The following is a 14,667-nucleotide window of genomic DNA, read 5'->3' on the forward strand; positions in this document are numbered from 1 at the left end:
AACGGGCAATTGGTCGGCATTCACGAGCGTTCGATGAAACAGGCTGTTCGCTCGGCGACCATTTCGGGGGACAATTCACGACGAAAGAACTCAACGAAGCCATCTTCGGGCAGCACGAGATAGCTGAAGGTCGAGTGATCCACGAGGTAGTATTCGTCATCGCCGGGTTGGCGTTTGAAGTAGGTTCGGTAGGCTTGGCTTGCTGCCTTTACTTGTTCCTCTGAACCGGTCAGACCGATCATGTCCTCGTGCAGGTTGGCCGCGAAATCGCCGACAACTTCGGGTGTGTCGCGGTTGGGATCGACTGTAATGAAGATCGGGGTCACGTCGTGGCCCATCTCGCGCAACAGATCGACGGCCTCGGCATTGCGCACCGTGTCCAGCGGGCAGACATCGGGGCAAAACGTGTACCCGAAATAGATCAGCGACGGCTTCGTGATCACATCAGCGTCTGTCACGGTTTCTCCGGAGGAATTGACCAGCGTAAACGGCCCTCCGATCTGACCTGCGCCTCCGGCAACCTGTGTCGACCGACACGAGGCGTATTTGTCGCCATCGCCCACGGGCATGGTGGCATACCAAATCCCACCGATCAAAGCGCAGATCGCAACCACCGCAGAAACAACCGCCAACCGCATGCCACCCCCTTTTTGAGTCATTCCAACAAAGCACTTCTCATCGCTGGTGCCTCGCGTATGGTCTTCTGTTGTCGACGTAAGGATTATCTGATCCGACACAAGCGGCGAAAGGGCGCAGATGACGCAATCTGAATTCGGTCTGTTTCAGGAGCGCCAGCGGGGCAGCTTCATCCGCTTGCGGACAATGATCTGGCTGCGCTGGTTCGCCATCGTGGGCCAACTGACCGCGATCACTCTGGCGCAGAGGCTTTACAATCTGCAGCTCGAACTTGGGCTGTGCTATCTTGCCATCGGCGTTTCCATCGTGGGAAACCTAATCGCGATCTTCGTATTCCCTGAAAACAAGCGTCTCAACGAGGCCGAGAACTTTCTCATGGTTCTGTTCGACCTCTTGCAGCTGAGCTTCCTGCTGTACCTCACAGGCGGGCTGCACAATCCGTTCACGATCCTCATTATTGGACCCGTGATCGTCTCGGCCACGATCATGACGCTGCGATCCACGCTCATTATCGGGACCACGGCATTGGCTCTGGTCACGCTGATGGTCTTCTTTCATCTCCCTTTGCGAACTGAGCAGGGTTTCATCCTGCGCATCGCCGATGTCTTCGTGTTCGGTCAATGGGTCGCCATCACCATCGCGGTCATCTTCCTATCGCTCTACGCTCGGCAGATCACCGATGAGATGACAAGCATGGGCGATGCGGTGGTCGCGACGCAGATGGCGCTGAGCCGGACGCAGATGCTCAACAATCTGGGCGGCGTGGTGGCGGCCGCGGCCCACGAGCTGGGCACACCATTGGCCACGATCAAACTCGCGAGCGCGGAGTTGATCGAAGACCTCGATGATAGGCCTGATCTGCAGGAAGACGCCCGTCTGATCCGGGAACAGGCGGACCGGTGCCGCGACATCCTGCGGTCCATGGGACATGCCGGGAAAGAGGACCTTCACATCCGAACCGCGCCCTTGGCCGAGGTGGTGCGCGAAGCCGCAGAGCCGCATTTGCAGCGCGGCAAGGATGTTCTGATCGAAGCCGTCGCAGAGGAAGGTTTTGCTGGTCCGCAACCCGAAGCACTTCGATTGCCAGAGGTGATCCACGGATTGCGGAACCTGATCCAGAATGCAGTCGATTTCGCACGCGCGACAGTTTGGGTTGAAGCGCGGTGGAATGACAAGACCGTATCGATCCGGATCATGGACGATGGTCCGGGTTACCCATCGAACATGCTTGGTCGGATCGGCGATCCGTTTGTCAGGAACCGCCGCACGGAACGGGACCGGAAGGCAAGGCCGGAATACGAGGGGATGGGGCTTGGCCTTTTCATCGCGAAAACGCTGCTTGAAAGGTCGGGCGCCGAGCTGAGTTTTGCCAATGGCAATGAACGTGCAAACGGAAGCAAGTATCGCGGCGCAGTGGTCGAAGCGGTTTGGCCCTACGCTGCAATCGTGCCACCCGCCCGGGCGAAGGGCGAAGGCATCGGCGAAAATCGGCCCTTCGATTTATGACCCGGCGCCACCTGTCTTAACGAATCGTTAATCGTCTCACCGTTGAATACCTGGGAATACGCGCAGCGGTGGTTGAACCCATGTCCCTTTTCGCCTTCTCAATGCTTGTCGGCATCGCCTGTGCCTGGATGATATGGCTCGTGCTGTGGCAAGTGTCCCGTTTCAAGGTGGAACGGGGCGCAGACACCCCCGGGGAACTTCACACGATTGCCTTGCTGTTTCGTGACGGGCGGCTGATAGATGCGGATGACGCCATCTGGCCACTGCTGTCGACAAATAAAGAGGACAGCCCTGATTGGGAGGATGTGAGATCTGCCCTACTGCCCCTCACACCGGATCTTCCCGTTAACCTTCCCACGTCACCGCTGCGTGTGGCGCACAGCGCAGGTCCACATGTCCTTGTCGATGTCACCCAAAACGCGACGCGCATCACCTTCAGCCCGATCACCGGCCATGATGCCGACTGGTTTCAGGCGCGCCAGAACGAGGTCGCCGTGGCACAGTTGAAGCCGGCCCTCGCCTATTCGCCGAACCCGATCTGGTTGTTGAATGCGGATGGGCGCGTGCTTTGGGGGAATGACGCGTTTCACGATCTCGCGCAGATCCAGGATGGCACTGACGCATTTGCTGCTCACGTATCGGAGATGCTGCAACAGAATGCGCTTCAGCGGTCGCACCGCGTGTCTGTTACACATCCGCAAACGCATGTGACCCGTTGGTTCGAGGTTTCCACCCGAACGACCGACGCGGGCGAGTTGCACTTCGCCACGGCGGTCGATGCTGTGGTGCAGGCGGAAGAGGCGCAGCGGAACTTCGTGCAGACATTGTCCAAGACCTTCGCGAACCTAACCACCGGATTGGCGATCTTCGACCGCAACAGACGGCTCGCCTTGTTCAATCCCGCGTTGATTGATCTGAGTGGTCTGTCCGCAGAATTCCTCAGTGGTCGGCCAAATCTTTTCGAATTTTTCGACAAGCTCCGCGAACATCAGATCATGCCCGAGCCCAAGAACTACGACAATTGGCGCGAATGCATGGCGAAACTGGTTGCTGCGGCAAGTGACGACCGGTTTCGGGAGACATGGACGCTTGTCGGTGGTCAGACATTTGACGTGACCGGCCGCCCTTACCCGGACGGGGCTATCGCGTTCCTGTTCAATGACATTACGGCGGAAGTGTCTCTAACTCGGGGCTTTCGGACCGAATTGGAAACGATGCAATCGGCCATCGACGCGATGGAGGATGCGGTTGCGATCTTCAACCAACAGGGCGTTTTGACCGTCTGCAATGCCGCCTACAAGGCGCAGTGGAATGTCGATCCCGACACCTGTCTGACCGAGGCCACGATCCTTGACGCAACACAGGAATGGAAGTCTGCCTTTCATCCGAACCCCATCTGGCCGGAGTTAAGGGACTTCGTGACAAGCACGACGGAGCGCGCAAGCTGGGACAGCGAGTTGCGGTCCAGAGATGGCCGCGAGGTGATCTGCCGGATCGATCCGATTTGTTATGGCTCCACCATGATCCGGTTTTCGCACCCTACCCGACGCCGCATGGACGACACCGACACAGAGCCATTGCAGATCGTTTCGGCCTGAACGCCCACGACACGTCTTGCAGCCAAACACGCGGCAGGTAATCTGCCGCCATGACCGAACACCGCGCGGCTTTTCTATCACATTCCCCGGAAGACACCGCGCATTTCGCTGAGCGTTTGGGAGAGTTGCTTGTCGCGGGTGATTGCGTTTTGCTCTCGGGCGGCATCGGTGCGGGGAAAAGCCACTTTGCGCGCGCACTGATCCTGTCCCGGCTGCCTGTGCCAGAAGATATCCCCTCGCCGACCTTCACTCTGGTACAGACATACGATTTGCCGGAATGCGAGCTTTGGCATGCAGACCTGTATCGCCTCGGAGACCCGGATCAGATCGTGGAGCTAGGCCTTCTTGATGCGTTCCAAACAGCGATTTGTCTGATCGAATGGCCGGACCGGCTGGGTGATCTGACTCCGCATGATGCTCTGCACATCGCCTTTGATGATCCAGCCAAAGACGACACGCGTGAGGTCACTCTAAGTTGGACATCCGATCGCTGGACAGCGCCTTTGAAAGCCGTTTTGCCATGACCAACGTCGGAGCATTTCTGTCCGAACACGGGTGGTCGACGGCGCGGCAACAACCGCTTGCAGGAGACGCGTCATCCCGGCGGTATATCAGGGTCTTTTCAGGCGAAAAGCGCGCAATTTTGATGGTCGATCCGCAGGACGATACGGGACGGTTTTCAGCCCTCTCTCAACACCTGTCGAAGATCGGCCTTTCGGCACCGCAGGTCTATGCGCGAGCCCCGGGTCTGATGCTTCTGGAAGACTTCGGAGATGACCAGTTCGCGCAAACCATTGCCCGCGATCCGACACGGGAGAGCCCGCTTTACAGGGCGGCTACGGATGTTCTGGTTCACCTCGAAGGAAAGCCGATCCCGTCCGGTCTACACACGCTCACGCCAAACGGTCTTGCTGATATGCTGGAGCCTGCATTCACGCACTATCTTCCGGCCATTGGGCAAACGGAAACGAGTCGGCGGAATGAGATCATTCATCGTTTCACTGACCTGTTTCACATGCATTTGCCCACCGAAAACGTACTGGTGCTGCGGGACTATCATGCGGAAAACATGATCTGGTTGCCGGATCGCGATGATGTGCAGCGCGTTGGCTTGCTGGATTTCCAGGACGCTGTCATCGGGCCTCCGGTCTACGATCTTGTGTCGCTCTTGCAGGACGCACGCCGCGACGTGTCGCCTGCATGCCAGAGTGAAACGCTGAACCACTTTGCGGAAGCGACCGGTCGATCCATGGATGTCATTCTGCCGCTGTTTCACCTACTTGGCGTGCAACGCAATCTTCGCATCCTTGGTGTGTTTGCGCGACTGGCTGCGGATCGCGGCAAGCCGGGTTACATCGACCTGATCCCACGGGTCTGGGGTCATACCAAAACAAGTTTGGCGGCACCCGTGATGGAACCGCTAGCGCCGCTCATTCAAGACTGTTTCCCGGAACCGACCGCAGAGCGGCTTCGGAGGATGAAAACCCATGCCTGACGCCGTGATGCTATTTGCAGCGGGGTTTGGCACCCGGATGCGGCCGTTGACGGACCACCGTCCCAAGCCGTTGATCGAGGTGGCGGGCACGCCGCTGATCGATCACGCTATGAAATGGGTGCGGGACTTCGGCCCATCGCGCATTGTCGTGAACGCGCACTACAAGGCGGACCAGATCGAGCGGCACTTTGATGGCACGGATGTCCGTGTCGTGATCGAGGCGCCTGAGATACTGGACACCGGAGGAGGACTGAAGGCGGCGCTTCCGCTCCTTCAGGCGGACCCGGTCTTTACGATGAACACGGACGCCGTGTGGCGGGGTCCGAACCCGCTTGAGGTTCTCAGCGATGCCTGGACCAATGACATGCATGCACTGCTGCTCTGCGTACCAACGGCGCGCGCCATGGGGCACGACGGCGGCGGTGATTTCGATATTGCGCAGGACGGAACGGCGACCTGGGGAAACGAAACAATATACTCGGGTGTTCACATTCTCCGCACAGATCTCGTGTCTAACAGGGCGGAAATCGTCTTTTCCTTGAAAGCCGTCTGGGATGATCTGGAGGCCACGGGCGCGTTGCGCGCGGTCGAATATCCGGGGCTCTGGTGCGATGTGGGGCATCCGGGCGGAATTGAATTGGCCGAAGCCATGTTGGCAGGTCACGATGTTTGAGCCGTCATCAAAACCACGGCTTTTCGCACTGCCTCCAGGCGCGGATTTCGCGGAAGAGCTTGTGCGCGGCCTGAAATCGCGTCTGGCAGGACAACCGCCCGAAGCCATGGCGAAGGTCGAACTCATTCTCAACACCCGCCGGATGCAGCGCCGGATCGAGACAATCTTTGACAGCCACGGTGCGGGTTTTCTTCCACGCATTCGCCTGATCACCGATATCGCCGACCCAGTTGATCTGGCGAGGTTGCCGAAACCCGTGCCCGCGTTGCGTCGACAGCTGGAGCTGGCTGAGTTGGTGAAAGGACTTATCGCGGCTGACCCAAGCATCGCGCCGCGTTCTGCAGTCTACGACCTCGCGCAGTCACTGAACGCGTTGCTGGACGAGATGCAGGCCGAAGGGGTGGCGCCAGACGACATCCGCGCGCTGGACGTCACCGACCAGTCGGGACATTGGGAACGCGCCTTGCGCTTCCTGAACATCGTCACGCAATACGTCGATCCGGACCCGGAAAGCCCCGATGCCGCAACGGTGAAGAGGCTTGCGCTGGAACAACGGCTGCAAAGATGGACACACACCCCGCCCGATCATCCCGTGATCGTTGCCGGGTCAACCGGATCGCGGGGGCTTGCCTTCCGTTTGATGACTGCCGTGTCACGTTTGCCGAATGGTGCAGTGGTCTTGCCTGGTTTTGATGTCGACATGCCGGACCACGTCTGGGACACGCTGCGTGGTGACGTCAAAAACACAGAGGCGATGCAGGGCGAAGATCACCCACAGTTTCGCTTCGCGCGGCTGATGGAGACGCTCGACATCCGGAACAGCGATGTTGCCGCCTGGACCGATACTCCGCCCCCCTGCCCCGAACGCAATGCGTTGGTGTCGCTGTCTTTGCGACCTGCTCCGGTCACGGATCAATGGCTCGAAGATGGGCCGCGATTACCGTCACTGGAAAACGCGATTCAGTCTCTAACACTGCTGGAGGCGCCCCATCCGCGGGACGAGGCGCGCGCCATTGCCTTGCGCCTACGGCATGCGGCAGAGGACGGTGTGACCGCAGCATTGATCACGCCCGACCGGATGCTGACCCGACGGGTGACCGCCATGCTGGACCGTTGGAACATCCTGCCCGACGACAGTGCCGGCACGCCCGCGCAATTGACGGCACCGGGTCGCTTCCTACGCCATGTTGTGAGGATGCAGGCGCAGGGCCCAACGGCAGAGGCCTTGCTGACCATCCTGAAAAACCCGCTGTGCCACTCGGGGGCCGACCGTGGGCAGCATTTGCTGTGGACCGCAGAGCTTGAACTCTTCATTCGCGACAAGGGCGTGCCCTATCCGACCCTGAATAGGCTCAAGGTGTGGAAAAAGGCCGAAGAGGCTGCAGACTGGCTTGGATGGATCGAGGCGCACTTGCTGCAACCGTCCACCGACGGCAGCAAGGGTCTCTCAGACCATATCTCGCACCACCTGCATCATGCAGAGGCGATTTGCGCAGGCTCGACAAGTGAGGATGCATCCGAGCTTTGGGCAAAGGAGGCTGGAAAGACCTGTCGGAGTGTCTGTGACACGTTGTTGGAGAATGCCGGGTTCGGCGGCCGCATGTCGGTCACCGATTATGCCGATCTGTTCGACACGGTCCTGCGTGGCGAAGAAGTGCGCGACCGCGATGCGCCGCATCCGCGCATCCTAATCTGGGGCACGATCGAAGCGCGGGTCATGGGTGCGGATCTCGTGATCCTGGGCGGACTCAATGAGCAAGTGTGGCCAAGCGTACCGGCAGCCGACCCTTGGCTGAACCGTCGCTTACGTCAACAGGCCGGACTGCTGCTGCCGGAGCGGCGGATCGGCTTGTCCGCGCATGACTTTCAGCAGGCGATTGGAGCAAAGGAGGTCTGGTTGACCCGGGCCGAGCGTTCGGATGATGCCGAAACCGTGCCGTCCCGCTGGCTCAACCGGTTGACGAACCTGATGCACGGCCTTCCGGGTCAGGGCGGGCGAGAGGCGTTGAAGCACATGAAAGCGCGCGGCGATCATTGGCTCGACCTCGGCAAGGCGCTTGAAGAACCGATGCACCAACCACTTGCCCGCCGTCCGTCGCCCGTGCCGCCGGTGATCGCCCGGCCGACAGAACTGTCGGTGACCAACATCGAGCGCCTGATCCGAGATCCTTACGCGATCTACGCGTCGAAGGTCCTGAGATTGCGTATGCTGAACCCGATACAACATATGCCAAACCCAATGGCGCGGGGAATTCTGATCCATTCGGTGTTCGAAAAATTCGTCTCTAACACGGCCAAAAACCCGGATGCTGTGACGCTTGATCATCTTCTTGAGACGGCAAAAACCGTTCTGGATGATACGGTGCCCTGGCCCGCCGACCGCGTTCAATGGCGTATTCGGATCGAAAAGATCGCGCGATGGTTCATCGAAAACGAACGGGCGCGAAGGCGGGACAGTCAACCGGTTCTGTTCGAGAAAACCGGCGCAATCGACCTCGCAAATGCACCGTTCCGGGTGACGGCCAAGGCCGACCGGATTGACATCAATACGCTCGGTCAGGCGTTGGTGTACGACTACAAGACCGGAACGGCACCGTCGCAGGAGCGTCAGAAAGCGTTCGATGTGCAGTTGCTTGTGACCGCTGCGTTGGTTGTCGAGGGTGGCTTCAAGGACATTTCCCCACGCGGGGTGGCTGACGCGCGGTACATCTCGTTGTCCGGTGAGGGAAACGAGGTGCCAGCGCCGCTCGCGGACTGCCCACCTGAGCGGGTTTTGGCCATGTTAGAGACGCTTATCGCCGCATATCGTGACCCTGACATGGGCTACACGGCGCGCAACAAGATGCACAAGGACAGCTTTGGATCGGACTACGACCAGCTGTCCCGATTTGGCGAGTGGGACGTGTCTGACACGGCCCAAAAGGTGTTCCTGTCGTGATCCGGGATGACGCGACCGAAGCGCAAGTGCGCGCCGCCGATCCGACGGCCTCGACCTGGCTTGGCGCCAATGCCGGATCGGGCAAGACCCGTGTCCTGACCGACCGTGTGGCGCGTCTGTTGCTCGGCGGAACAAGGCCCGAGCACATCCTGTGCCTCACCTTCACCAACGCCGCAGCGAGCGAAATGCAGAACCGTCTCTTCCGGCGCTTGGGCGAGTGGGCCATGCTGGACGACAAGGCTCTGACTCGGCAACTTTTGGAGTTAGGTGAGAGCAAAGAGGCGTTGGACACCCCGTTCTTGTCCCGTGCCCGAACGCTATTCGCGCGGGCGATCGAAACACCCGGCGGACTGCGCATTCAGACCATCCATGCCTTCTGTGCCTCGATCCTGAGACGATTCCCTCTCGAAGCCGGGGTGAGCCCGCAGTTTCAGGAAATCGACGACCGCGCCGCGCAGTTGCTGCGCGAGCAAGTTCTGGATGACATGGCGCTGGGTCCCGATGCGGATCTGGTGGCCGAGATCGCAAGAATTGCGTCCAACAATCCACTGCAAGAGTTGGCGGAGAAGGTGATCGCCCACCGGGATGGATTTTCGCCCGCTCTGGATCGAACGGCCCTGCTTGAGCGCTATGGTCTCAAGCCGGACGACACGATGGCGAGGGTACTGGCCGTTGTGTTTCCGAGTGACGAGCAGGCGTTTTTAGCTGGTTTAGTCTCTGATTTGCGTGCCGGTGTTGGGATGGACAACACCTTGGCCGACGCCATCGAAACGGTGCAAGCCGGTGGCGTAGAAGCCCTTCACGAGATGGAACAGGTGGTCTTTACGCAAAAAGGCGAAGTTCGAAAATCGCTGCCTCCCTCCGCCAAATTACGAAAGAGCGCATTGGCGCCAAGCGTGGCGCGTCTTGAAGACATGTACGCCCGTGTAGAGGCCGCGCGGGAAACGCGGCTGGCTCTGGACGCGGTCGACAGGGATGTCACGCTGCATCGCTTCGCCGAGAGGTTCCTCGAGCGATACGAGACCGCGAAGCAAGCACGCGGATGGCTGGATTTCGACGATCTCATCAGCCGTACACGGACTCTTTTGACCGACCAGAAACAAGCACAGTGGGTGCTGTATCGGCTGGACGGCGGGATTGACCATATCCTTGTCGACGAGGCGCAGGACACGAGCCCCGCGCAGTGGGACGTGATCGAAAAACTGGCGCAAGAGTTCGTCGCGGGCGAGGGCGCGCGGACAGGCGACAGGCGGACGATCTTTGTTGTCGGCGACAAGAAGCAATCGATCTATTCGTTTCAGGGAGCCGATCCAAAGGAATTCGACAGAATGCGCGCGTCCTTCCGCGCTCAGATGCAGGGCACGGATGCGCCGCTTCTGGACGGGCAGCTCTCCTATTCCTTCCGATCCTCTATGCCTATCCTGCGGGTTGTGGATGACCTGTTCAAAGGGCGGGATGAGGCAGGTTTTCTGCCGGATCAGACCCACATTTCCTTTCACGCTGACCTTCCGGGTCGTGTGGATCTTTGGCCCATGATCGAACCCGCCGAAGCGGAAGATGACGATCTTCCCTGGGACACGCCGGTTGATCGTGTCAGCCCGAAACATCACAACGTCATTCTGGCCCAGCGCGTTGCGCGGTTTATCGCCCGCACGTTGGAAGGCGGAACAGCTTTGCCCACGGGAAAAGCCGAAGACGGGTCAATTGAGACGCGACCGGTGCATGCAGGGGACTTTCTGATCCTCGTGCGCAGCCGCGGCGCGTTGTTTCACGAAATGCTCAAGGCCTGTAAGACATTGGGGCTGCCTATTGCCGGGGCTGACAAGCTCAAGGTGATGGCCGAACTCGCTGTGCAGGACCTGCGCGCGCTGCTGTCTTTCCTCGCAACGCAGGAGGACAGCCTGTCGCTAGCTTCGGCTTTGCGATCACCGCTTTTCGGCCTCGACGAACAGGCGATCTTTGACTTGGCGCACAGACGGAAATCGCCACATCTTTGGGAAGAATTGCGCAAGCGTAGAGACGATTTCCCGGAAGTTTTGGCCGTCCTGGATGACCTGCGCAAGCAATTGGATTTCCTGCGTCCCTACGACCTTCTGGAACGGATACTGATCCGTCACAGAGGACGGCAAAAGCTGATCGGGCGGTTGGGTGAAGAAGCGGAGGACGGGATCGACGCGCTACTGGCGCAAGCCCTGTCCTATGAGCAGACCGACATCCCGAGCCTCACCGGTTTTCTTCACTGGATGGAGACTGACGATATCGAAATCAAACGCACGGTCGACAGTGCCGGCGCGCGCATTCGGATCATGACCATCCATGGCGCGAAGGGTCTGGAAGCACCCATCGTGATTGTGCCTGACACGCACAGGAAGACTTCGCAATCAAGCAAGGAGTCCTTCGTGATCGCTGACGGAAGCGCGCACTGGCGCGGTTCTGACAAGACACGTGCAGCGTTCCAGCGTGCAGCGGTCGAACGAGCAAGGCAGGCCGATGAGCAAGAGACGGACAGGCTTTTATACGTTGCGTTGACCCGCGCCGAGAAATGGCTGGTGGTCGCAGGCGCAGGAAAGCCGGACAGGCAGGCGCAAAGCTGGCACGACCGGATCAGCGCGACGATGACCACCTGCGGTGCGGTTCCCTATGCCATCGGTTTGGGGGACGATGCACAGGATGAAGGGCTCCGCCTGGAACACATGACGTGGCCTGCGCCCACCGCATCGCCGGCGGTGTTCGCAACCCTCGGCACCCCAATCCTTCCAGACCATTTCAACCGTCCGGCCCCAGCGCCTGCGCCGGCCATCGACGTGCTGAGTCCGTCCGACCTTGGCGGCGCCAAAGCCTTGCCGGGCGCAGACGGGGACCTGACCGACGTCGCCAAGGAACGTGGAACGCTGATCCATCATTTGCTTGACGTTTTGCCGAATGTTCCAACCGCGGACAGAACCGAAATTGCGCAGCGGTTGCTCGACGGCCACCCGCAGGCAGAGGACTTGCTCCAAGAGGTTCTGGCAGTCCTCGACGCGCCCCATCTGTCCGAGGTTTTTGCGCAAAGCACCCTCAGTGAAGTTCCCGTCACCGCGTCCATCGATGGATTCGGGCAGAGCGTGATGCATGGTGTCATTGACCGGCTGATCATCACCGAGGCCAAAATCACGGCCGTCGACTTCAAGACCAACCGTACGGTGCCACAGTCCGAGTCGGACTGCCCGGAAGGTTTGTTGCGCCAAATGGGGGCGTACCGGGCCATTCTGGCGCAAATTTACCCCGAGAAATCAATCGAGGTCGGACTTCTCTGGACCCGAACCGCCACCTATATGCCGTTGTCCGAAACGCTCACCACACAAGCTCTCGTGAGGGCACACCACCTTGACGCCCCGGTTCAGGGTACCTAGTCTCTCACTCCGACCCAATCATGCGCAATAGCCGCAAGGAGAGATCTGATGTCCACCGTCGCCGTCACCGACGAAACCTTCGATGCCGAAGTGAAGAATTCCAGTGTCCCCGTTGTCGTGGACTTCTGGGCCGAGTGGTGTGGCCCGTGCAAACAGATCGGCCCGGCACTTGAAGAGCTGGCGGCCGAATATGGCGACGCCGTGAAGATCGCAAAGGTCGATGTCGACAGCAACCCGAACTCTGCCGCCGCAATGGGCGTGCGCGGGATCCCTTCGCTTTTCATCTTCAAGGACGGTCAGGTCGTATCGAACAAGACCGGTGCCGCGCCGAAAGCGGCGCTCAAAGGCTGGATCGACGAAAGTATCTGAGTCCAAATGACTTTCCGTGCAGCGCCCGGCCCTGTGTGCCGGGCGTTTTGCGTTGTGGGGCTTGTGTGACCTCTGGCTTCGGCCCATATCGGGGTCAAAGGCACAGAGGACTTCTTATGGCTGACACTGACTTTCCTGGCTGGCACGGCACCACGATCATCGGCGTTCGCAAAGGGGGCAAGGTGGTGATCGCGGGAGACGGTCAGGTGAGCCTTGGTCAAACCGTGATCAAGGGCACCGCGCGGAAAGTTCGTCGGATTTCACCCGGCGGGTATGACGTTGTTGCCGGGTTTGCCGGGTCGACAGCGGATGCGTTCACGTTGCTGGAACGACTGGAAACCAAGCTTGAAGCGACCCCCGGCCAGTTGCAGCGCGCAAGTGTGGAGCTGGCGAAGGACTGGCGCACCGACAAGTACCTGCAAAAGCTCGAAGCGATGCTGATCGTGTCGGATGGCAAAGAGCTTTACGTCATCACCGGCGCGGGTGACGTTCTGGAACCGGAACATGACGTGACCGCCATCGGATCGGGCGGCAACTACGCCCTCGCCGCAGGGCGCGCGCTGATGGACACGGATAAGGACGCTGAAACCGTCGCACGCGAAGCCATGGCCATCGCCGCCGACATTTGCGTCTACACCAACGGCAACCTCACGGTTGAGACGATCAGCGCCTGACGCACGTCTCCCTTTGCCGAATAGGATTACCTCATGACAGATCTCACCCCCCGCGAAATCGTATCCGAACTGGACCGGTTCATCATCGGCCAGAAAGACGCGAAACGCGCCGTCGCCGTGGCCTTGCGCAATCGGTGGCGGCGCAAACAGTTGAGCGATGATCTGCGGGATGAAGTCTACCCGAAGAACATTCTGATGATCGGCCCAACGGGCGTCGGCAAGACCGAGATCAGCCGACGCCTGGCGAAACTGGCGCGTGCGCCGTTCATCAAGGTCGAGGCAACCAAGTTCACCGAGGTCGGCTATGTCGGGCGGGACGTGGAACAGATTGTGCGCGATCTGGTGGACGCATCCATCGCCATGACGCGCGACCAGATGCGCGAGGATGTGAAAGCCCGTGCACACGAGGCCGCAGAAGAGCGTGTCATCGAAGCGATTGCGGGCGAAGGCGCGCGGGAGGGCACGCGCGACATGTTCCGCAAAAAGCTGAAGGACGGCTTGCTGGACGACACCATGATCGAACTGGAGGTTCAGGACACCGCCAGCCCGTTCCCGACGATGGAAATCCCCGGCCAACCCGGTTTGGGCGGAGGAGCGGGCATGATGAACCTTGGCGACATCTTCGGCAAAGCTTTCGGCGGTCGGACGACCCGCAAGCGCATGACGGTGGCGGAAAGCTATGAGATCCTGATCGCCGAGGAGGCCGACAAGCTCTTGGACGATGAGCAGGTGAAGGCGCAGGCGCTGGAAGCGGTCGAACAGAACGGTATCGTGTTTCTTGACGAGATCGACAAGGTCGCCGCGCGGCAGGAAACCCGCGGTGGCGACGTGAGCCGCGAAGGCGTGCAGCGCGACTTGCTGCCACTGATCGAAGGCACAACCGTCAGCACCAAACACGGCCCGGTCAAAACCGACCACATCCTTTTCATTGCTTCGGGTGCGTTCCACATCGCGAAACCGTCCGACCTCTTGCCCGAACTGCAGGGCCGTCTGCCGATCCGCGTGAACCTGCGCGCGCTGACAGAAGAGGATTTCGTGCGCATCCTGACAGAAACCGACAATGCACTGACGCTGCAATACACGGCATTGATGGCGACGGAAGAAGTAACCGTCACCTTCACCGACGACGGCATCGCGGCGCTCGCCAAAATCGCAGCGGATGTGAACCAGACCATCGAGAACATTGGCGCCCGGAGGCTCTACACCGTCATGGAGCGGGTCTTTGAGGACCTCAGCTTCGATGCGCCCGACAAGTCCGGACAATCGGTTACAGTCGACGCGGGGTTCGTCGATCAACATCTCGGCGAACTGACGAAATCGACCGATCTGAGCCGATACGTGCTCTGATCTTCATCTTGCCAAATAAACTCCCGCCGGAGGCATCCA

Annotated in this window: 11 protein-coding genes; 10 read left to right on the plus strand and 1 reads right to left on the minus strand. The window is 59.8% G+C overall.

All coding sequences use genetic code 11. The features are described from left to right. Positions 1 to 20: 20 nt before the first annotated feature. Positions 21 to 638 carry an SCO family protein gene (locus BUA42_RS11465; protein ID WP_072777944.1) on the minus strand — a complete coding sequence of 206 codons (618 nt, stop codon included), beginning with the start codon at positions 636 to 638 and terminating at the stop codon, positions 21 to 23. Between the two features lie 118 nt (positions 639 to 756). On the opposite strand from BUA42_RS11465, the gene regB reads away from it, so the two are divergent. The 10 genes from regB (at position 757) to hslU (ending at position 14,628) form a co-directional block, all read left to right on the plus strand. Further along, positions 757 to 2,142, plus strand: coding sequence for a sensor histidine kinase RegB (gene regB, locus BUA42_RS11470; protein ID WP_072777945.1), 1,386 nt, complete (start codon positions 757 to 759; stop codon positions 2,140 to 2,142). Between the two features lie 80 nt (positions 2,143 to 2,222). Further along, on the plus strand, positions 2,223 to 3,740 hold the full coding sequence (locus BUA42_RS11475; protein ID WP_084066202.1) for a PAS-domain containing protein: 1,518 nt from the start codon (positions 2,223 to 2,225) through the stop codon (positions 3,738 to 3,740). A 50-nt stretch (positions 3,741 to 3,790) separates the two neighbouring features. Then, entirely contained in the window at positions 3,791 to 4,264 is a 474-nt protein-coding gene (gene tsaE / locus BUA42_RS11480) for a tRNA (adenosine(37)-N6)-threonylcarbamoyltransferase complex ATPase subunit type 1 TsaE (RefSeq protein ID WP_072777946.1), read from the plus strand. Then, a complete protein-coding gene (locus tag BUA42_RS11485; protein ID WP_072777950.1) occupies positions 4,261 to 5,235 on the plus strand; it encodes an aminoglycoside phosphotransferase family protein in 975 nt (324 codons plus the stop codon). Before tsaE ends, BUA42_RS11485 begins: the two co-directional genes overlap by 4 nt. After that, complete coding sequence (locus BUA42_RS11490; protein WP_072777951.1) at positions 5,228 to 5,908, plus strand: nucleotidyltransferase family protein; 681 nt, start codon at positions 5,228 to 5,230, stop codon at positions 5,906 to 5,908. The genes BUA42_RS11485 and BUA42_RS11490 overlap by 8 nt, the downstream gene beginning before the upstream one ends. Next, positions 5,901 to 8,846 carry a double-strand break repair protein AddB gene (addB, locus tag BUA42_RS11495; protein ID WP_072777952.1) on the plus strand — a complete coding sequence of 982 codons (2,946 nt, stop codon included), beginning with the start codon at positions 5,901 to 5,903 and terminating at the stop codon, positions 8,844 to 8,846. Before BUA42_RS11490 ends, addB begins: the two co-directional genes overlap by 8 nt. Beyond that, a complete protein-coding gene (gene addA, locus BUA42_RS11500; RefSeq protein WP_072777954.1) occupies positions 8,843 to 12,238 on the plus strand; it encodes a double-strand break repair helicase AddA in 3,396 nt (1,131 codons plus the stop codon). The genes addB and addA overlap by 4 nt, the downstream gene beginning before the upstream one ends. 48 nt (positions 12,239 to 12,286) lie before the next feature. Then, on the plus strand, positions 12,287 to 12,607 hold the full coding sequence (trxA, locus tag BUA42_RS11505) for a thioredoxin (protein ID WP_072777955.1): 321 nt from the start codon (positions 12,287 to 12,289) through the stop codon (positions 12,605 to 12,607). A 116-nt stretch (positions 12,608 to 12,723) separates the two neighbouring features. After that, positions 12,724 to 13,281 (plus strand): ATP-dependent protease subunit HslV, encoded by a 558-nt coding sequence (gene hslV / locus BUA42_RS11510; RefSeq protein WP_072777957.1) that lies wholly within the window; start codon positions 12,724 to 12,726, stop codon positions 13,279 to 13,281. 33 nt (positions 13,282 to 13,314) lie between these two features. Then, positions 13,315 to 14,628 (plus strand): ATP-dependent protease ATPase subunit HslU, encoded by a 1,314-nt coding sequence (gene hslU / locus BUA42_RS11515; protein WP_072777959.1) that lies wholly within the window; start codon positions 13,315 to 13,317, stop codon positions 14,626 to 14,628. Positions 14,629 to 14,667 lie beyond the last annotated feature (39 nt).

Origin of the sequence: Marivita hallyeonensis, from assembly GCF_900129875.1 — a bacterium.
Lineage (GTDB): Bacteria > Pseudomonadota > Alphaproteobacteria > Rhodobacterales > Rhodobacteraceae > Marivita > Marivita hallyeonensis.

Excerpts from the sequence above, each read along its gene's own strand:
- tsaE (WP_072777946.1), top strand. The coding sequence starts at position 3,791 with ATGACCGAACACCGCGCGGCTTTTCTATCACATTCCCCGGAAGACACC.
- addB (WP_072777952.1), top strand. The coding sequence starts at position 5,901 with ATGTTTGAGCCGTCATCAAAACCACGGCTTTTCGCACTGCCTCCAGGC.
- trxA (WP_072777955.1), top strand. The coding sequence starts at position 12,287 with ATGTCCACCGTCGCCGTCACCGACGAAACCTTCGATGCCGAAGTGAAG.
- BUA42_RS11490 (WP_072777951.1), top strand. The coding sequence starts at position 5,228 with ATGCCTGACGCCGTGATGCTATTTGCAGCGGGGTTTGGCACCCGGATG.
- regB (WP_072777945.1), top strand. The coding sequence starts at position 757 with ATGACGCAATCTGAATTCGGTCTGTTTCAGGAGCGCCAGCGGGGCAGC.
- hslU (WP_072777959.1), top strand. The coding sequence starts at position 13,315 with ATGACAGATCTCACCCCCCGCGAAATCGTATCCGAACTGGACCGGTTC.
- BUA42_RS11465 (WP_072777944.1), bottom strand. The coding sequence starts at position 638 with ATGCGGTTGGCGGTTGTTTCTGCGGTGGTTGCGATCTGCGCTTTGATC.
- BUA42_RS11485 (WP_072777950.1), top strand. The coding sequence starts at position 4,261 with ATGACCAACGTCGGAGCATTTCTGTCCGAACACGGGTGGTCGACGGCG.
- hslV (WP_072777957.1), top strand. The coding sequence starts at position 12,724 with ATGGCTGACACTGACTTTCCTGGCTGGCACGGCACCACGATCATCGGC.
- BUA42_RS11475 (WP_084066202.1), top strand. The coding sequence starts at position 2,223 with ATGTCCCTTTTCGCCTTCTCAATGCTTGTCGGCATCGCCTGTGCCTGG.